This window comes from Streptomyces sp. NPDC041814 (assembly GCF_055590565.1).
This window is the reverse complement of the sequence record NZ_JBVJAM010000004.1, coordinates 204,446-222,959: the sequence shown is the minus strand read 5'-3', so window position 1 is coordinate 222,959 and position 18,514 is coordinate 204,446. Positions and strand designations below refer to the sequence as shown.

19 protein-coding genes are annotated in these 18,514 nt (G+C 71.6%); 10 read left to right on the top strand and 9 right to left on the bottom strand.

Annotated elements, in window-relative coordinates:
- Positions 1–94: 94 nt before the first annotated feature.
- The gene (locus ACZ6C6_RS13485; protein WP_469202211.1) at positions 95–940 is read left to right on the top strand and encodes an endonuclease/exonuclease/phosphatase family protein; all 846 of its coding nucleotides are present in this window, start codon (positions 95–97) and stop codon (positions 938–940) included.
- Here the strand turns inward: ACZ6C6_RS13485 and ACZ6C6_RS13480 are convergent.
- From ACZ6C6_RS13480 to ACZ6C6_RS13465, 4 genes are all read right to left on the bottom strand, one after another.
- A complete protein-coding gene (locus ACZ6C6_RS13480) occupies positions 937–2,766 on the bottom strand; it encodes a vWA domain-containing protein (RefSeq protein WP_469202209.1) in 1,830 nt (609 codons plus the stop codon). The genes ACZ6C6_RS13485 and ACZ6C6_RS13480 overlap by 4 nt on opposite strands.
- Positions 2,763–3,824, bottom strand: coding sequence for an ATP-binding protein (locus ACZ6C6_RS13475; protein WP_469202207.1), 1,062 nt, complete (start codon positions 3,822–3,824; stop codon positions 2,763–2,765). The genes ACZ6C6_RS13480 and ACZ6C6_RS13475 overlap by 4 nt, the downstream gene beginning before the upstream one ends.
- Positions 3,825–3,899: 75 nt before the next feature.
- Entirely contained in the window at positions 3,900–4,565 is a 666-nt protein-coding gene (locus ACZ6C6_RS13470) for a nitroreductase (RefSeq protein ID WP_469202206.1), read from the bottom strand.
- Between the two features lie 205 nt (positions 4,566–4,770).
- Positions 4,771–5,604, bottom strand: coding sequence for a LysR family transcriptional regulator (locus tag ACZ6C6_RS13465; protein ID WP_469202204.1), 834 nt, complete (start codon positions 5,602–5,604; stop codon positions 4,771–4,773).
- A 71-nt stretch (positions 5,605–5,675) separates the two neighbouring features.
- On the opposite strand from ACZ6C6_RS13465, the gene ACZ6C6_RS13460 reads away from it, so the two are divergent.
- Complete coding sequence (locus tag ACZ6C6_RS13460) at positions 5,676–5,993, top strand: hypothetical protein (RefSeq protein WP_469202202.1); 318 nt, start codon at positions 5,676–5,678, stop codon at positions 5,991–5,993.
- Between the two features lie 141 nt (positions 5,994–6,134).
- Here ACZ6C6_RS13460 and ACZ6C6_RS13455 read toward each other — a convergent pair whose 3' ends face one another.
- Together ACZ6C6_RS13455 and ACZ6C6_RS13450 are read right to left on the bottom strand one after the other, a co-directional pair.
- Entirely contained in the window at positions 6,135–6,890 is a 756-nt protein-coding gene (locus ACZ6C6_RS13455) for an HNH endonuclease (RefSeq protein ID WP_469202200.1), read from the bottom strand.
- Positions 6,891–6,993: 103 nt separating this feature from the next.
- Positions 6,994–7,572, bottom strand: coding sequence for a TetR/AcrR family transcriptional regulator (locus ACZ6C6_RS13450; RefSeq protein WP_469202198.1), 579 nt, complete (start codon positions 7,570–7,572; stop codon positions 6,994–6,996).
- A 229-nt stretch (positions 7,573–7,801) separates the two neighbouring features.
- Between ACZ6C6_RS13450 and ACZ6C6_RS13445 the strand changes: the two genes are divergently transcribed.
- From ACZ6C6_RS13445 to ACZ6C6_RS13430, 4 genes are all read left to right on the top strand, one after another.
- On the top strand, positions 7,802–8,452 hold the full coding sequence (locus tag ACZ6C6_RS13445) for a CatB-related O-acetyltransferase (protein ID WP_469202196.1): 651 nt from the start codon (positions 7,802–7,804) through the stop codon (positions 8,450–8,452).
- A 97-nt stretch (positions 8,453–8,549) separates the two neighbouring features.
- A complete protein-coding gene (locus tag ACZ6C6_RS13440; protein WP_469202194.1) occupies positions 8,550–8,939 on the top strand; it encodes a VOC family protein in 390 nt (129 codons plus the stop codon).
- Positions 8,940–9,038: 99 nt separating this feature from the next.
- A complete protein-coding gene (locus ACZ6C6_RS13435; protein WP_469202192.1) occupies positions 9,039–9,479 on the top strand; it encodes a hypothetical protein in 441 nt (146 codons plus the stop codon).
- Positions 9,480–9,575: 96 nt separating this feature from the next.
- Positions 9,576–10,502, top strand: coding sequence for a hypothetical protein (locus tag ACZ6C6_RS13430; protein WP_469202191.1), 927 nt, complete (start codon positions 9,576–9,578; stop codon positions 10,500–10,502).
- An 85-nt stretch (positions 10,503–10,587) separates the two neighbouring features.
- Here ACZ6C6_RS13430 and ACZ6C6_RS13425 read toward each other — a convergent pair whose 3' ends face one another.
- Entirely contained in the window at positions 10,588–11,580 is a 993-nt protein-coding gene (locus ACZ6C6_RS13425; RefSeq protein ID WP_469202189.1) for a MerR family transcriptional regulator, read from the bottom strand.
- Between the two features lie 98 nt (positions 11,581–11,678).
- On the opposite strand from ACZ6C6_RS13425, the gene ACZ6C6_RS13420 reads away from it, so the two are divergent.
- Positions 11,679–13,382, top strand: a complete 1,704-nt coding sequence (locus ACZ6C6_RS13420; RefSeq protein WP_469202187.1) for a carboxylesterase/lipase family protein — start codon at positions 11,679–11,681, stop codon at positions 13,380–13,382.
- 3 nt (positions 13,383–13,385) lie between these two features.
- On the opposite strand, the gene ACZ6C6_RS13415 is transcribed toward ACZ6C6_RS13420, so the two are convergent.
- Positions 13,386–15,008, bottom strand: a complete 1,623-nt coding sequence (locus tag ACZ6C6_RS13415) for a penicillin-binding transpeptidase domain-containing protein (RefSeq protein ID WP_469202185.1) — start codon at positions 15,006–15,008, stop codon at positions 13,386–13,388.
- An 85-nt stretch (positions 15,009–15,093) separates the two neighbouring features.
- Here ACZ6C6_RS13415 and ACZ6C6_RS13410 point away from each other — a divergent pair, with 85 nt between their 5' ends.
- The 3 genes from ACZ6C6_RS13410 to ACZ6C6_RS13400 all read left to right on the top strand — a co-directional run bounded on the left by ACZ6C6_RS13410 (position 15,094) and on the right by ACZ6C6_RS13400 (position 17,770).
- The gene (locus tag ACZ6C6_RS13410; protein WP_469202183.1) at positions 15,094–16,053 is read left to right on the top strand and encodes a LysR family transcriptional regulator; all 960 of its coding nucleotides are present in this window, start codon (positions 15,094–15,096) and stop codon (positions 16,051–16,053) included.
- Complete coding sequence (locus ACZ6C6_RS13405) at positions 16,050–16,946, top strand: serine hydrolase (protein WP_469202181.1); 897 nt, start codon at positions 16,050–16,052, stop codon at positions 16,944–16,946. The genes ACZ6C6_RS13410 and ACZ6C6_RS13405 overlap by 4 nt, the downstream gene beginning before the upstream one ends.
- A gap of 62 nt (positions 16,947–17,008) precedes the next feature.
- Positions 17,009–17,770, top strand: a complete 762-nt coding sequence (locus ACZ6C6_RS13400) for a maleylpyruvate isomerase family mycothiol-dependent enzyme (protein WP_469202179.1) — start codon at positions 17,009–17,011, stop codon at positions 17,768–17,770.
- Between the two features lie 47 nt (positions 17,771–17,817).
- On the opposite strand, the gene ACZ6C6_RS13395 is transcribed toward ACZ6C6_RS13400, so the two are convergent.
- Entirely contained in the window at positions 17,818–18,441 is a 624-nt protein-coding gene (locus ACZ6C6_RS13395) for a type III effector protein (RefSeq protein ID WP_469202177.1), read from the bottom strand.
- Positions 18,442–18,514 lie beyond the last annotated feature (73 nt).

Sequence of the window (18,514 nt, the reverse complement as noted above, 5' to 3'; positions counted from 1 at the left end):
TACGCATCCGTGAGCAGGCGCAAACACACCGCCGCTTAAGCTCGTGCGAGGACGCCCCGCATGTGGGTGTGAAGTCGACTTCGAGGAGCCGAAGGTGACCGGAACCGGCGCGCGGTGGCTCGCGGGTGCGCTGATCGTGGCCTGCCTGCTGCTCGCCGGCCCCAGCGTCTCGAACAGCGTCTACACGGCCGCGCCGCTGCCGGCCGGCGCCCCCGGGAAGGCCGTGCCGAACAGGGTCATGACCTGGAACATCTGCAACCCCTGCAAGGGGGGCGGGCAGAACGGCGGCAGAGCGGCGGAGATCGCCACGTACGCGCCTCAGGTCATCGGCCTGCAGGAAGCGTGTGTGGGTGATGTGGAGAGGATCCGGGACTACCTGCGGTACCGGTACGGGCTGGCCTACCACGTCGAGTACGGATCGGTGCTGCCGAGTTGGAGCCGGTGCGGAGGCCTGCCATGGAGCCCCGGGGGCTTCGGCCAGGCCATCCTCTCGGCCGCCCCGATGGCCGACCTCGTGCACGTCGAATACCCCGACGGCGGTTCCGAGGACCGGGGGTACATGGCCGTCACGACCCTGGTGGACGGCCTGCGCGTCCGGGTCTTCAACACGCACTTGGCCGAGCGGCGACAGGAATCGGTCCGCGCGGAGCAGACCGGCGTGCTGGCGAAGGCGGTCGCCCGCTACGACCGCACGATCGTTCTCGGTGACTTCAACGCGGTCCCGTCCGCCCCCGAACTCACCGCGATGTGGGGCGTGGCCGCGGACGCGGACCCCGGGTGCGGCCCCTCCGGGACGGGCATGTGCGAGCCGACCACTGATTGGCGCAGCAAGTTCGACTACGTGTTCCTCCGTGGCTTCGACACGCTGGAGCAACGGGTGCACCTCACGGCGTGGTCGGACCACGACCTCGTACAGGCCGATCTCGGACGGACGCCCTAGGTCAGCCGGAACACCGGGCCGCGCGGGGTGAACGGCAGGGACGCGCCCTGCGGGACCAGGTAGGCGTGCTCGCGCCGGATGCGGAGGACGTCGCACCAGCCGTCGGTGATGACGAGGACCGGCGCGCCCGGCGGGAAGTCGTCCGCCCGCTGCAACAGGTCCACCCCGGGCTGGAGTTCGGTGCCGCCCCGTCCGCGTACCCGCACCCGGCCGGCGATCTCGGTGGGCGGCAGGTAACCGGCGTCGTAGGGGGCGGCGTCGCAGAAGACGACGCGTGCCGCGGGCACGTCGCGGGCGTCGGCGTACGACGCGATGGCCCCGAGAGCCTTGCCGAGCAAGGTGCTGTTCATCGAGCCGGAGGTGTCCAGGACGACGCCGAAGGTGCAGCGTGCCGTCTCCTGCGGCGGAAAGTACCTGCCGGCGCGCGGGATGTCGGGGGTCGAGGCCTGCCGCCGTGCCGGACGCGCGTACGAGCGTACGGGCTCCGGCCGGGGAACGTACTCGTCGAACCAGCGGGCCAGTCGCGCGTCCCACGGCACGGGCGGGTGCGCGAGGGCGCGGATCTCCTGGATCAGCCCCGCGGGCAGGCGGCCGCGCTCGCCGTACTGGTGCAGGTCGAGGCCCTGGACCAGCCCGCGTCGGTAGAACTCGTCCAGATCGGTGTACGGCCGCGCACCGGGATGCGGCAGCGGCTCACCGAGGATGTCCCCGGCACCCTTGCCCCGCAGGGTCGCGAGCCTGCGGCGGCGGCGCAGGTCGTGCGCGATGCGGTCGTACACCTCCTCGGCGGACAAGCCCCGCAGGTCCGGGTCGTACAGCAGCCCCTCCGGCATGTCGCCGACGCGCATCTGGACGAGCCAGTCGTTGACGACGTAGTCGGCGGCGACGTTGAAGAGGAACGGGTCACGGCCTCCCCGGCGTTCGCCGTGCCGAAGCGCGGCGTGCAGCATCTCGTGCGCGAGGACGAAGCGCCATTCCTCGTCGGTGAACCCGCGCAGCGGGTTGATGTAGATCTCACCCGCGACCGGACTCACCGCCGCGATGGCGATGCCCTGCGTCCGCGCCAGTTCCGCGTCGGCCACGATCCTCAGCCCCGCCGCGAGCCCGCCCAGCAGGGGATAGGAGGAGACGAACCAGTTCAGGGCGCGGTCCCAGGGCCGCTGGGGCGCGAGCTCGCCGGTGGCCCGGTCGCGGCGGCCGCCCGCCACGTCCATCGCGGCGGACACGCTGCGGGTCAGCGCGTGCGCGAAGGCGGTCTCCCAGTCCGGCACCGCGGAATTGTTCCAGGCGTTCCAGGTGGTGAGGATCTGGTCGGGGCGCTCGCCGGCGGTGCCGCAGTGTTCGTAGCCCGCGGGGATGCCGTCGCGCCGCCACCGCGCGGCGAGGAGTTCCTCGTCGCCTCCAGGGAACGACGGCGGCAGGGCGACCGGCGCCCGGCCCATCGGGTGGCCGGCCAGGAAGCGGTTGACGACCGTGCAGCGTGCCGCGAGGTCGAAGCGGTCGGGCTGTTCGCGCGGTTCGTCCGCCGAGGCGGGCACATGGCCGAAACCGAGATGCAGCAGACAGTGGGCGAGCACCCACGCCCATTCCGCCGGATCGGCCCGCTTCCTGGGGTGTACGTGGATGGTGCCGTTCGAAGTGACGGCGGCCAGTCCTCCGGCCGGGGCCGCCGCGCACTTCTCCTGGCGGCACACGGACGCCTCCACGGCCGCGAACGCCGGATTGCGCTTGACGAGTGCGAGCCCGGCGGCGAAGGCCTCGGTGGCCGGATCGGCCGTGTCCTTCCCGTCCTTGCCGCCGCCCCGGCGCCCGCCGGCCCCCTTCACCGCCGGGCCTCGACCAGTCGGGGCATGTCCCGCGCGGCGTCCACGAGGAACCACGCGGGCAGCACGGGCAGCCCGTCGGCGTCGTCCGCGATGACGGTCTGGGCGACCTCGACCGAGATCTCGGCGAGCTGTACGAGCAGCGCCTTGGCCCGGTAGGCGGTCTGCCGCAGGGACGGCGAGACGTGCTCCTTCCGGCGCGGCAGCTCCTTGACCAGGCGCCCTCGGAACGCGTCGGCCAGGTAGTAGAGCAGGTCGCGGTCCTCGGGCCGCCCCGGCCAGGAGGCGTCGCCCTTGAGGATCGCCTCGATGCCGAAGGCATGACGGACGATTTTCGCGTAGCCGCAGAAGGAGACGGCGTGAGCGGGTGTCAGCGTGCCGTGCACGACGACCTTCAGGGTCTCCTCGTCGATCTCCGGCCCGAAGGAGTGCAAGGCGTCCGAGAGCATGTGCCAGGAACGGGGCGTGGAGAACGGCTCCTCGGTCTTGGGTGGCTGCGACCACAGGTGGTCGGGACGGTCGACGAGGTAGTCCGTCACCCACGGGTGGACGCCGTTCTCACCCGCCCACACCAGCCAGTCCGCCGCCGAGGCCCGGAGGTGGACATGGGTGAGCCGGTTGACCAGGGCCGAGGCGATGGGCCGTGCCAGCGCGTTGTCCGTGGCACGGTTGCCGGCCCCGATGACGATCGAGCCGGCGGGCAGCTCGTAGGAGCCGATACGCCGGTCCAGGATCAGCGAGTAGAAGGCCTTCTGCACATCGGGGGTAGCCGCGTTGAGCTCGTCGAGGAACAGGCAGTACGGCTCGTCACGGGCGATGGACTCGGGCGGGCAGAACACGGACCGGCCGTCGCGTATCTGGGGCACCCCGATGAGATCCTCCGGCGCGAGCTGGGTCCCGAGGAGGCTGACGCACTCCAGCCCCAGGGACTCGGCGAACTTCCGTACGAGCGACGACTTGCCGATCCCGGGGGCGCCCCACAGGAACACGGGCCGCACGGTGGCGAGGCCCAGCAGCAGTTCGGGGATCTGAGCGGGGGTGACGGTGACGGCAGCCTGCACGCGCGAACGTTCCTTCGGATTCCGGGAGTCGGGGACCGCCAGTATGCGGAGGCCCAAAGCCGCGCGCAGCCCAATTTATCCACCGATGAAGCTCACTGTTTCCGTCATGTCCGCCCTCCCGGTACGCAGCCGTGGCACGCCTTCCTTCTCGAACCCCACCGAGATGCCGCAGAACAGCACGAGCTCGTCATGGGCTCCGACGGTGCGGGCAACGGTCCTGCGGTAGTTGGTCCACATCACTTGGGGGCAGCTGTGCAACCCTTCCGCCCTGAGCAACAGCATGACCGTCTGCAAGTACATCCCCGCGTCACCCCACTGCCCGGGACCCATCGTCCGGTCGAGGTAGCAGAACAGGACGGCCGGCGCCCCGAATGCCTCCGAGTTCAAGGCGGCGATCTTCCGGGGGCGGTCGGTGTCGTCGCGCTCGATCCCCAGTGCTTTGTATCGCTGGGACGCCGCAGCGAAGAACCGTTCCCGATACGGCGAGTTCAGTTCGTCCGGGTACATCGGATACTCCCGCTCGTCCCCCGGATCTCCCGCCAGGGCCCTGCCGGTCGCGCGCCTCTTCAGTTCGGCCAAGGGCTCGCCGGTCACGACATACAGGTGCCACGGCTGGAGGTTCCCGCTGGACGGAGCCCGCGTCGCTGCGTTCAGCACCCGTTCGAGCACCTCTTTGGGCACCGGCTCATCGCTGAACGCCCGCACGGCCCGGCGACTGTCCACGGCCTCGTACACATCCACGTCTTCGCGTCCTCTCATTCGACTTCAACCGAGCTGCTGCACTGTATTCAGCTGTCCATCCCGTGAGTTTCACCGTGCTCGCGGGGCCGTCGAGCGGCGGTGTCCGTCGAACTACGCAGGATGGCGGTGTTCCCGGCCCATAGCTGCGCGGGGCGAGGCCGCGTCCTGCTGAAAGCCTTCCCTCGCACGGGCCCGCCGGGAGGACTCAGCCGCGCCGCCGTGACGCGGCGGCGATCAGGGCGGTGACGTGCTCGCGCTGGTCGTCGTCCCGGCGGGCGATGACGATCCGGCTCGGCCCCGCGTCGGGAACAGGGACGCACACGATCCCCGGTGCCACCGGCGTGACGAGTGAGCGGGGCAGGACCGCGACGACACGGCCGATCCGCACCAGAGAGACGAGTTCGCCGGCATCGGCGACCTCCGGACCGTTCCCGCCGCCGGGGACGCCCGTCCACCGCGGGAAGACCTCGTCGTCGAGGTCGCTCAGGGAGATGCTGTCGCGCCCGGCGAGCCGGTGGTCTTCGGGGAGGACGGCCACCCGGTCCTCGACGTGGAGGGTCTCGGCGGCCAGTCCGCCGAGGTCATCGAACGGGGCGTAGAGCAGCCCCGCGTCGGCTCGTCCGTCACGCAGATGATCGGTGCGGTCGGTGGCGCCGCTGAAGAGGATGTCGACCCGCCGGGCACCGGGCTGCTCCGCGTAGGCGGCGAGGATCCCCGAGAGCAGGTTCGCGTCCCCTCCGGGTTTGATCACGAAGCGGAGCGGTGCGTCGTCGGCGGCGCGCTGGGCGTTCCGCACGGCGACCGTCATCGCGTTCAGAGCATGCCGGCCGTGCTCCAGCAGGACCATGCCCGCAGGTGTCAGTACGACGCTGCGGCTGGTGCGGTCGAAGAGCGTGACGCGCAGCCGGGACTCGATGCGCTTGATGGTTTTCGACAGGGCGGGCTGCGCGACGGCGAGCCTGTCGGCGGCGCGGCCGAAGTGCAGTTCCTCGGCCACGGCGACGAAGTAGCGCAGCTCTCTGACCTCCAGCACATCCATTCCTTCAGGTTATCGAATACCTGCGAAGGAGGTCTTGGACGCTGCCAGGTATTCACTGGTCATATGGAGGCATGATGCAGCACACCATGTTCGTCCAGTTCACCGAACCGATTCCCGAAGCTGACCTCGACCAGTACCTCGCGGACCTTGAGAAGGCCGCGAAGAGCACCGGCGTGCTCCAGACGTTCGCCGCACAGCGTCACATCCCGGTTCCCGGCGAGGAGCAGATCCCGGCATTCATCGCCACCGCCGTCGTTCAGCTCGGCGTCGACGGCCTGGAGGCGCTGGGGACCCTGTTCGCCGCGCCGGAGGTCGGCGCGGTCTTCGACACCTGGCGCGCCCGCTACCCGTTCAAGGCGGCGTGGGCGAACCACGAGGCGCTGGTGTGAGGGGCGCCATCGGCAGGGTCTGACTGGCCACCGGGGCCGGCAGCGGGATCGGACGGGCCGTCGCGTCCGGTCCCGCCGGCCGCGGACCGGGGCACCGACAGGCCGGGAGCCCGGCGACCAGGTCCGGGCTCCCTCGGGGCGCTACTCCACCCCGTCCCAGAGGCCGCGGGTGCCCAGCGGGACGTCGGGGAGGTCCTGGCCGGACCGCTCGGTCTCGAAGAAGTCCAGCTCCCTGGGCTCCAGATCGAGCGCCGCGCAGAGCTCCTCGTGGAGCATGGCGAAGGCCATGAGCTTCTCGTGAGCCCAGTGGTCGTATTCGTCCTTGGTCCAGTTGAAGGCGGAAGCCTCCAGGTCGAACACGTCGTGTGCCCAGCTCCGGGTCCAGTCGAAAATGCGGCCGGCCGCCTCGGCGACGCCCTCGTCGCCCAGCTCGCTCATCTTGTCGGTGGCTGCGCGGGCCAGGGACGCGGCGGTGCGGCACGGCTGCAGATTGCCGATGGGGATGCCGTTGCTGGACAGCGTGACTGCCAGGACCAACTCGGCGATGGTCCGGTGCCATTCGAGCATGTTCTTCTGGAACAGCCGGTACGCCCGCAGGAGACCTGCTCGCGGAGAGGAGTCGTCGGGCTCCACACGGTTGGGGTGGGAGAGTCGCAGCAGTTCCTTGTACTGCAACATGGCCTGGCGGTCGATGTCTCCGCGGTCGAATCGGGTGTGGCAGTTGGGGCACAGGACGATCATGTTACGGAATTCATGCCTCTTGACCCGGCGCCAGGGAACGATGTGCGCGATCTCCAGCGGTGTTGCGCGGCACGTCGGTATGGCACATCGGTGGCCGGCCTCGACGAAGAGCTGACGTGCTAAGGGGCGAGGCACCTTGGTGCGGTTCGTGGCCATGGGGGAAGAGTATGGGTGACCACCGACAGGGCGGCCGTTGAAGCCGCAGGTGGACCTGCCCGCCCTCTGAGAACGCCGGCGGCCTCGTTCACGACACCCCCGCTCAGGGCCGCTTCCCCATTCCCGTGAAGAGCGCGTCGAGGACGCGGTCGACGTACGCGTGGGTGAGTGGTTCCTGCGTGATCAGCAGCCGGAAGTACAACGGGCCGGAGAGGAGCGCCATCGCCAGGTCCAGGTCGAAGTCGGGTGAGAGACGGCCCTCGTTCTGCGCGGCCTCCAGGCGCGCGACGGTCTTGTCGGCCTGCGGACCGATGAACCGTTCGTTCAGTGCGGCGGCCACGCCCGGGTCGTGCTGGGCCTCGCCGACGAGTGCCTGGAAGAGCGGCCGGGACCTCGGCCCGGCCAGGAGGTCGATGGCTTCGTGGATCTGCCGGCGCAGGTCCGCCTTGACGTCGTCCGTGTGGGGATAGTCCAGGGTCGACTCGCTGAGCGACAGCAGCGAGTCGAGCAGAAGGGCGCCCTTGGAAGGCCACCGGCGGTAGATGGTGTGCTTGCCGACGCCGGCACGGGCGGCGATCGCCTCGATGCTGAGCTTCGCGTACCCGAGCTCCTGTCCCAGTTCCAGAGTGGTTCGCATGATGGCTTCGGTCAGGGCGGGGCCGTTGCGTCGGGCGGCAGTCATGTTCTCACCCTAGCGGCACGGCACGTGCCGTTCTTGACAAGTGCTCCTTGGGCTGGGCAGTCTGCAGCGAACAGATCGGCACGGCCCGTGCCGTTCCGTTCGGGGATGAGCGCATGGACGCGGAGGCGATGATCGTGGGCGCGAGCGCGTGGCTTCGGAGATCCGCCTTCCCGCACCTGCCGGTCATCGACCGCGTATCAGCCACTCGCACACGATGAGGACGCCTGCCATGCCCGTACCCGCAGACCCGACCGTGCTCCACCCGATGCCCGGCCAGCCGAGGGTGGTGCAACTCAAGCCCCTGGTGACCTCGCCGCTGATCGAGGTGGGGGAGTACTCGTACTACGACGACCCGGACGACGCCACGGCGTTCGAGACCCGCAACGTGCTGTACCACTACGGGCCGGAGAAGCTGGTCATCGGCAGGTTCTGCGCGCTCGGCACGGGCGTCCGCTTCCTGATGAACGGCGCCAACCACCGCATGGACGGCCCGTCCACCTTCCCGTTCCCGACCCTGGGCGGCTCCTGGGCCGACCACTTCGACCTGCTCGCGGGGCTGCCGAACCGGGGCGACACGGTCGTGGGCAACGACGTCTGGTTCGGCCACGGGACGACCGTGATGCCCGGCGTGCGGATCGGACACGGCGCGATCATCGGCAGCGGCTCGGTAGTCACCAAGAACGTACCCGACTACGGAATCGTCGGCGGCAACCCGGCCCGCCTGCTGCGTACGCGTTACGAGGAGAAGGACGTCGCCCGCCTTCTCGCGCTGGCCTGGTGGGACTGGCCCGCCGAGCACATCACGGCCCACATCCGGACGCTCATGTCCGGCACGGTGGACGACCTCGAAGCCGCCGCCCCGGCCCCGCCGCGCGCCTGAACGGCCCGCCGCACCGCCACAGTTGCCCGATCCTGCGGCTGTGCCGTCCCGCTCGGCCGCCGCCCGCCCGTCCGACCACCACCCATCCGGAGAAACCATGACCAGCAGGTTCACCGAACTCGTCATCGAATGCCTCGACCCGGAGCGGCTCGCGGCCTTCTGGTGCGAAGTACTGGACTTCACCGTCCTCGACCGGAGCGAGGACATGGTCGAGATCTCCTCGTGGGAGCCGACCGCCGAGGCCGTGCGGGCCGGGCAGATGCCGCCGACCCTGTTCTTCGTCCGGGTGCCCGAGGCGAAGACCGCCAAGAACCGGCTCCACCTCGACGTGAGCCCTGTGGATGCCAGTACCGCTGACGAGGTCGCCAGGCTGCTGGCCCTCGGCGCCACCCGGGTGGACGTGGGTCAGGGGCCCGGCCGGAGCTGGGTGGTCATGGCCGACCCCGAGGGCAACGAGTTCGATGTCGTACGCAGCCTCGCGGCCTAGGTTTCTCCCTTCGGGTCGCGTCAATGCGCGTACGAGCGCGTAAGGTACCCCGGCGGGGTATGGTGATCGGGAGTGCGCAGACGGGAAGGGGGATTCGGCATGAGCGGCGGAGCGGCAGGCAGGCGTGGCATCGCCCGGCTGGCTGTCGTGAGCGCGTTGCTGCTCGGCCTCTTCCTGATGCACGGCGCTCCGGCCACCGCCGTCGAGGGCTGCCACGGTGCGATGCCGTCCACGGCCGCTCCCATGCCGGACCGTCACACCTCGTCGGCGATGGCCTCGGCGGAGACGCGGACGACCGTGCACGACGCACCGGCCTTCCGGACCGCGGTCGGTGCGGGAATGCGTGGCGAACTGTGCCTGTCCACCCCGGCGCAGCAGCGCAATCCGCTGCCGGCGCCGTCCCTTCTCGCCGTGGTGGCCGCGGTGTTGGCCGGATGGGCGTCGGCGGCGTGGCGGGTGGGCATCGGAGGGCTGTCGCGACGCGGCCCGCCGGCCGCCGGGCGGGATCTCCTGACACGGGTGTGCATCGCGCGGACGTGACAGGCACGGCCGGTCCCCAGCGGGGCCGGTGCCGTGTCCTGCCCTTCCCGCGCGCCACCGGTGTGGTGCGCCCGCCTTGAAAGACACCGAGATCCCATGTTCCTCCTTTCCCGTTCCACCCCGCGGCGCCGCACCCTGGCCGCGGCCGGAACCGCTGTTGTCCTCGCGCTGACGGTGGCCGCCTGCGGTACCTCTGACGACTCCTCGTCCATGTCCGGCATGGACCACGGCAGCAAGTCCTCCGCGGCCTCCTCGCCGAGTGCGACAGCCTCGATGGACGACATGCCCGGCATGGACCACGCGGCCTCCGGCAAGGGCCTGTCCGACAGTCGGGACGGCTACCGCCTCACCTCCTCCCACCAGTCCCTCGCCGCAGGCAAGCGGACCGACTACCGGTTCACGGTGACGGGCCCGGACGGCAAGCCGGTCACCGGCTTCGCCGTCGACCAGACCGAGCGGATGCACTTCTACGCCATCCGCTCGGACCTGACCGGCTTCCAGCACATCCACCCGACCATGGCGGCCGACGGAACGTGGAGCGCCGGCCTTGCCCCCCTGACCCCGGGGGCGTGGCGCATGTTCGCCTCCTTCACGCCCGAGGACGGGCCCGGCAAGGGCGAGGGCTTCGTGCTCAGCCGCACCGTCACCGTGCCGGGCGAGGGCACCAGGGCGCCGCTGCCCGCAGCGGCCGACAGCGCTCGGGTCGACGGATACACCGTGACCGTCAAGGGGAAGGTGATGGCCGGCATGGCGCACCCGCTGACCGTCTCCGTCGCCAGGGGCGGCAAGCCGGTCACCGATCTGCAGCCCTACCTGGACACCTACGCCCACCTGACCGCCTTCCATGAGGGCGATGCCGCGTTCGCCCACCTGCACCCCACCACCGAGGTCAGCGGCGACGGCGGCGGGCCGGACCTGTCCTTCCACGCGGAGCTGCCCACCGCGGGCAACTGGCGGCTGTTCCTGCAGTTCCGGACCGGCGGCAGGCTGCACACGGCGGCCCTGACGCTGCGCGTCGGCTGAACCCGGCGGGCGCCACCCGGGCCGGGGTGGCGCCCGCAAGTGACCCGGTGAGGGCGACCGGCGCGCGAGCGACGGCGGCGGGCTGTCAAGCCGCTGGTCCCGGGTGGGCCTTCCGCGCAGGTCGAGGCCCCTGCGCGGACCCGTGGGCGGAGCTCTCGGCGCACGGCACGGTCCCGGCGATCGAGAGGCTCAGCCCCTCGGTCAGCCAGGCGTGGGCCGCTGTCATGTTCAGGGAACGCCCTGCGGTGACGGTGTCCAGCAGGCCCCAGTAGCGACGCAGACGTGGGTCGAAGCCCGACGACCTGGAGACCAGTGTGTGCAGGAAGCGGCGGAAGGCCGGAGTGTCCGACTCCCCCCGAGCCCGCGCGTGAGCGGACACGAAGGCGTCGACCGCCGGTCCGGGGCCCGGCCGCAGACCTTCCCGGACCGAGGCGGCCGTCAGAGCGGCCGCCTCGTCGATCTCGCCGTAGAAGGCGGGTGCGTCCCGCATCTCCTCCGCGTGATCCCCCGTCCAGCGCGTGAAGCCGGGCGTGGAGACCAGAACGTGTATCTCGGCATAGGCCAGCGCCGCCGCGGGGGAGGGGTTGTGCGAGGGCTCGGGGGACAGCATGGCGATCATGAGGTCGAGCCGCCGCTTCGGCATCTCGGCGGGCAGCTCCCGGTACCAGTGGTCGGTGAGGCTCCGCCGCGCCTCCGGAAGCCGATGCACCCGGGCGAGGATCTCCAGGCGCCGCAGCCGCTCGCCGTCCGCGCAGTCGTCGAGGGCGCCGAGTGTCGCCTCCCGCCAGCGCAACTGCGTCAGCTGCTCCTGTACGGCGGCGAGTTCGGCCGCCACGAGGTCGCCGAGGGTCTGCTCCCCGCACGCGACCCGCGTGATGGCCGCGATCGGCGTGTCCAGTGCCCGCAAGCGTCTGATCAGCCCGATCCGCTCCCACGCCTCCGGGCCGTAGCGCCGATGGCCCCCGCCGCTGCGCTCCGCGACCGGCAGCAGGCCGCTGTCCGAGTAGTAGCGCAGGGTCTTCACCGAGAGACCCGTCGCGGCGGCGAGTTCACCGATGCTCCATGTGCGGTGCGTCACAGACCCTTGAACCTCCAGCGCGGGGGAGCTTCTAGCGTACTGAGCACCGGCCGCCTCCGGTCCGTGCCAACCCGGACCGTCGAGACAAGGGAGCACGCATGTCCTCGATCCCACCACCACGCCCCCGCAGGCGCATCGGCCTGCGCGCGCACAGTCTGCGCCTGCTGCGCGTGACCGTCCTGTTCGCCGTGACGGCCGTGTCCGTCACGACTGCCGCCGCCGAGCCGACGCGTGCCGACGGGGCTCCTGCGGAAACCGTCGTACGGACCGACCACGGCCCGGTCCGGGGCGCCGCCCACGGTTCGTACGTCACCTTCGACGGCATCCCGTATGCCGCGCCGCCCGTCGGCCGGCTGCGCTGGCGGGAGCCCGCGCCGGCACCGGCCTGGCGGGGAGTGCGGGACGCGACGGCCCCCGCCCCGCGCTGCGTGCAGATGCCGATGCCCGGCACGGACGGGGTGAGCGGTTCCGAGGACTGCCTCTATCTCAATGTCACCGTGCCGTCGGCGCCGCCGCCCCCCGGTCAACGGCGTCCGGTACTGGTGTGGTTGCACGGTGGGGCGTTCCTCGGCGGGTCCGGTGGCGACTACGGGGCCGAGCGCATGGCCGTTCGCGGTGACGCCCTCGTCGTCACGGTCAACTACCGCCTCGGCGTCTTCGGTTACTTCGGTCACCCCGCCCTGAGGTCCGCTCCGCCGTTCGGCCTCGCCGACCAGCAGGCCGCGTTGCGGTGGGTACGGGCGAACGCGGCGCGGTTCGGCGGCGACCCCGGTGCCGTCACCCTGTTCGGCGAGTCCGCCGGCGCCCTGAGCGTCTGCGCGCACCTCACCTCCCCGGGCGCGGCCGGACTCTTCCAGCGAGCGGTGCTGCAGAGCGGTTCCTGCCACATGTCGTTCCCGCGGGGCGCCCTCGGCCCGGGAACACCGGCGTACGAGCCCTTCGCCGCCGAACGCGACGTCCAGGACAGCGGCGCCCTGGCCGCGCGGCAGCTCGGCTGCGAGACGGCCGATGACGCCCCGGCCCTGGCCTGCCTGCGCGAGCAGAGCACGGAACGCCTTGCCACCGCGCAACTGATGGCGTCCTTCAACCGGCCCGCCTTCGGCAACCCGCTGCTGCCCACCGCACCGGACGAGGCCCTTGCCGCCGGTCGCTTCCACCGTATGCCGTTGCTCCTGGGCACCAACCACGACGAGATGCGGATGTTCGTCGGCCAGTCGCTCGCCGCGTACCCCATCCGCACCGAGGAGGACTACCGCACCCGGCTCGACGACACCTTCGGCCCGGGCGGCGCCGCCGTGGCCTCGCACTACCCGGCGGCGCGCTACCCGACCCCGGCGCTGGCCTGGTCCGCCGTGCTGACCGACCGCTCCCTCGCATGCACCACGCTCCGGGCGGCCCGCGAGATCACCGCGCAGGCGCCTCGGATGCCGCTCTACGGCTACGAGTTCAACGATCCGGACGCCCCGGTCCCGACCGGTCTCCCCGCGCACCCCGACCTCCCCTACGGGGCGGCGCACGGCTTCGAACTGGCCTACCTCTTCTCCTCAGTGCCCACTGAACGGCCCCTGAGCGAAGCCCAGGGCGCCTTGTCCGACCGCATGATCGACTACTGGGCCTCCTTCGCCCGCACCGGCAACCCGAACGCGCCCGGAACTCCGCGCTGGCCGGTCCTGCACACCATGGGCCCCGTACTGTCGCTGGCTCCGGGCCCGGGGGCGATACACCCCACCGACGCGTACGACGCACACGACTGCGCCTTCTGGCGCGATGCGCGGGAGGGACCGGTGCGCAGCGGCTCGTAGGCGCTACGACGGGTCTTCGGGGACGGCGGACAGCAGGTGGTGGAGGATCGGGCCGGCCGAGCCGCCGCCCGTGACACCCTGCTCGACCACACAGGCCACGGCGACATTGCCGCGCCGGGCCACGAGCCAGCCGTTGTTGGGTTCGTCCTCGGAGATCTCCGCCGTGCCGGTCTTCGCGCCGATGCCGCCGGGCAGGTCGGCCAGGACGTGTGCGGTCCCCTCGGTCACGGTGGCCCGCATCATCGAGTTCAACTGGGCGACCACGGACTGCGGGAGCGCGGTGGTCGAGGTCCTGTCCTCGGCGTCCGGCAGGATTGTGGGCTGGTGGAAGCGGCCGGAGGCCGCGGTGGCGGTGACCGACGCCATGATCAGCGGGTTCGCCTGGATGCGGCCCTGCCCGATCATGGCCGCCGCCTTCTCCGTCTCGTCCTTCGGCACGGGAACCGATCCGTCGTACGAGGGGATGCCCACATGCCACTCCTGGCCGACGCCGAAGTACGTGCGCGCCACCTCGCCCGTCTCCGCGTCGCCGAGCTTGCCGCGCAGGCTGATGAAAGCGGTGTTGCACGACTCCGTGAAGTCCTTCCGGAACGTAGCGCCGTGGAACTCCGACGTCTCCACGTTGTGGAACTCCTTGCCCACTGTCAGGTACTTGGGGCAGTCCACCACGGTGTCCGGGGTCACGGCGTTCTTCAGCAGCAGCGCACTGCTCGTGACGATCTTCCAGGTGGAGCCGGGTGCGTACGTGCCCGAGGCGGCCCGGTTGAAGCCGGTGGTGGGGGAGTTGGCCAGGGCGAGAATCTCACCGTTGTCGATGCGCAGGGCGACCAGTGAGGCGTTCCGGCCACCGGACTCGGCGGCGAGTGCCTGATCGGCGGCGGCCTGCCAGGTGGCGTCCAGCGTGGTCTTCGTCGCCCGACCGCCCGCCTTGCCGTCCTTGCCCGGTCGTGTTCCGAACGTGGCCTCCGTTCCGCTGGTCTGCCCGGTGACCCGGTCCACGAGCCGGATGGCGCCACGCGGCTTGCCGTCGGCACCCGCCATCCGCGCGAGCAATGGCTGCAAGGACGGATACTCGTCGCCGACCAGGGACTTCCCGTTCCGGTCAGAGACCTCCGGCGGACTGGTGTCCTCCCGCTCCAGACGGAACTTCGCCTTGTCGCTCAGGTGGGGGTGCACCAGCTCCAGGGCCCAGTCGACCTTCCAGGCCCCGTTCGCCTCCCGCAGAGGGACACGTGAGGTGTACGTCCAGGTGCCCAGCCCCTTGACGGGCATCTTCGCGGTGTACGGAACCCGTACCGTGCCGTCGTCGGCCCGTTCCGCGGTACCCGCGGTCAGACGGGGCTTCTCGATGTCGAGGCCGCTGGTGAAACTGCGCAGCACGTCCTGCGCCCTGGCAGGGTGAGTGGTACGTGCGGCCGCGCCGTCGTAGCGCCCGGCCGACCAGTCGCCGAGGAAGGCGCGGGCCTGCGCGGCAGCGGCCGGGTCGAGAGCGTCGGAACCGCGGTCGAAGGGGCCGAGCCCGGCGGCGTAGGCACCGCCCGCGACGGCGGTGAGGATCACGGCCGCAGCGGTGACGGCCTTGAGCGGGGCACGTGTGCTTCTTCGCCGGACAGGTGTGTGTGTCATGCCGCGAGGAGAACAAGATCCCCCACCCCATGTCCAAGTCGGATATGGATGAACGATTCATCAAGAACGGATATGATTGCTGGTCGTGGACCTGATCCGGCACTTGGAATGCTTTGTCGCTGTTGCAGAAGAGTCACACTTCGGCCGTGCGGCGGTCCGTCTGAACATGGCCCAGCCGCCCCTGTCCCAGCGCATTCAGCGCCTGGAGCGGGAGCTGGAGGTACGCCTCTTCGACCGGACCAGCCGCCAGGTCGTCCTCACCAAGGCCGGCACGCTGCTGCTGCCCGAAGCACGCGAGGTCCTCGCCCGCGCCGGAACACTGCGGGCCGCCGCCCTCCGCATCCGGGATGGGGAGAGCGGCCTCCTGAGGGCGGCGCTGCCCCCCGACATCGCGGGCACCACCGTCGCCGCCCTGCTGAACGAGTTCCGGGCCAACTGCGCCACGGTGGAGCTGGAGCTGCACGAACTCTCCACCGCGGACCAACTCGAACGGTTCACGGCCCGAGAGCTCGACGTCGGCCTCGTCCACCACCCTTGCGACGTGACCGGCCTGGAACTCGGACCGGTGCTCCGCCGCGACCTCGGCGTGCTGCTACCCCGCGACGCACCCGCCGCACGGCACACGGAGGTACCCCTCGCGGCGCTCGGAGCACACGATCTGGTGCTCTTCCCGCGCTCCGGATCGCCCGCGCTCTACGACGACCTGCTGACCACCTGCGCGCGCGGAGGCTACACACCGCCCGCCGTCCGGCACGGCAGCGGCACCAGCTTCGTCCGAGGACTCGTGCTCTCCGCGGCGGCTGTCGCCCTCATACCGCGCGACGCCATGGACGGCACCACGCCCCCCGACCTCGTCTGGCGCCCCCTCGTCGGCGCCCCGCTGGCCTGGCGGCACTCCGCCGCATGGCCGCGAGGCCACGGCGACGCCGCGGTACGTGCCTTCGCCGACGCCGCCGCGCACGCGCTGCGCACTACGGCCGACGCCCGCCCCGACACCCCCTCCCGCCCGACATATCTGCGCCCCGCAGCGGAGTACTGGCTATGACCGACACCCTCACCGCCCTCCGCGCGGCCTTCACCGACGCCGGGGTCACCGGCCGGATGCACGCCCTCGACATCGACTCCGGCGCCGAACTCGACGTACACGGGGACGAGGCGGTGTGCACCGCCAGCATCCACAAACTCCCGCTGCTCGTGGCCCTCCACGAGCGGGCCGCAGCCGGCGACCTCGACCTCACCGAGCAGCTGGACTGCCCGCCGCTCGGACGCCCCGCGGGTCCGACCGGCCTCGCGGCCATGCTGGACGGCGCCCGGCTCTCCCTGCGCGACCTGGCGTATCTGATGATGGCCGTCAGCGACAACGCCGCCGCCGACCTCCTCCTGGACCGCGTCGGACTCGACGCCGTGAACCGTACGGCCGCACGCCTCGGCCTCTCCCGGACCATCGCCACCCACTCCTTCGGCGAGATGATGGCCAGCGTCAAGCAGGACGCGGGGCCCGGCGGTGCCCAGGCCCTCGCCGACCCGCACGTCATCGCCCGCCTCCGCGCGCTCGACCCGGCCTGGGCCAACCGCAGCACCCCGCGCGAACTCACCCGGCTCCTCGCCGCGATCTGGCGCGACACGGCCTGCACCCCGGAGAACGGGGCCGCGATGAGGCGGCTCATGGCGTTGCAGGTGTGGCCGCACCGCCTCGCCTCCGGCTTCCCCTTCGACGACGTGCACGTGGCCGGGAAGACCGGCTCCCTCCCCACCCTGCGCGGCGAGGTCGGCGTCGTCGAGTACCCCGACGGGGGCCAGTACGCCGTCGCCGTGTTCACCCGCACCCTCAGCACCGCGGCGATCGTGCCCGCCGCCGACGCGGTGATCGGCACCGCCGCCCGCATCGCCGTCGACGCACTCCGCGAACAGCCCGCCGCCGGGGCCGCCCGCCGCTGATCGGAACCGACGGCCCGGAAAAGCGGGTGCGGCCGTCCGAACCGGAGTGATAGGCAAGCGAGGTGACAGAGAGTCTTGACCATTCCGCCCTGCTGCGACTGATCGACGAGCGTTCTGCCGCGTTCCGGAGCGCGGTCGCCGCGGCACCCGGGCTCGACGCGCCGGTGCCGTCCTGTCCCGGTTGGACGCTGTCCGATCTGGTGCGGCACCTGGGTACGGGCCAGCGCTGGTGGGCCGCGATCGTGGCCGCCGGCCCCGCCGAGGCGCCGCCGGCCAAGGACCCCGCGGTGGCGCCGGACGATCCGGAGGCACTGCTCGCCTGGTACGCCGAGTCGAACGAGCTGCTGCTGAGCGCGCTGCGCGAGGCCGGGCCCGGGCGCTCGTGCTGGACGTGGTGGAGCGCCGGGGTGTCTCCGGCGAACGCCTGGGGCGTCGCCCGGCGCCGGGTCCACGAGTTGCTGGTGCACACGTACGACGCCCAACTCGCCGCGGGCGCCGTGGAGCCGATGCCGGCGGACGTCGCGCTCGACGGCGTGGCCGAGTTCCTCGACACCTGCAACTCCACCCCGGCGGCCTGGCCGCACGAGCCCGCCACCATCCACTACCACGCCACCGAGGGCCGTTCCTGGCTCCTCGCCCTGGACGGGACCGGCGCCTGGCCCGAACCCCTCACGGACGACGCCGCGCCGGCCTCCGCCTCGGCCACCGGCACGGCAGAGGAACTGCTCCTCTTCGTCTGGGGCCGCCGCACGTGGGGCGACCTGAGGACCGAGGGCGACCCGCAGGTGTTCGAGCGGCTGATCGCCTGGGAGCCCGAGGAGTAGCCGGGCCGCGCCCCGCGGGACCCCGTGGGCGGGCGCAGCCGTGGTCGTCAGGGGGGCGTGAGGTCGTCGGTGCGGGCCGCGAGATCGCGGTGCGTGCCGGTCAGGTGATGCCGAGTGGCGGCCAGCGGGGCGATCAGGTCCGCGGGGTCGTCGTGGCCCAGGGCGGCCCGGAGCTCGCCGACGGGCCGGCGGGCGGCCGGGGGAAGGTCGGTGAGCGCGATGATCTGTCCGGCGAGACGGCGCAGGTCGGCCGCGTTGCGGCGGGCCCAGGCAGCGGTGTCGCGGTCGGCCGCCCGGGCCTGGCGGGTGGCCTGGACGCGCTGCTCGCCGGTCGTGCCCGCGGGGCCGGGGCGGCCCCGCAGATAGCGGCGCTCGGCGGCCTGCCGACTGGCGACACCCAGCGGAGGAGCGAGGTCCGCCCAACTCGCTCCGGCGTCACGGGCCGTCTCGATCAGGCCGGTCTCCCATCCGGCCAGCTGCTCGCGCACCTGCCGCAGCAGCGACAACGAGGCCAGCGCCTGTTCCGGACCGGGAGCCGGAGCGTCGGCGGTGCCGTGCCGCGCCGCGCGCAGGGCGTCGTCGATGGCCTGCAGGGCCGCCGCGGCGGCGAGGAACGACACCGGACCGGTCACGCCGGTGCTGGGTGAGGACGGCTGATCGGCCGCTCCCATGGGCCCCTCCTTCGTGTGTCATCTTGTGGATGACATTTCGTTTGTCATCCATTGGATGACATGTTACAACGGT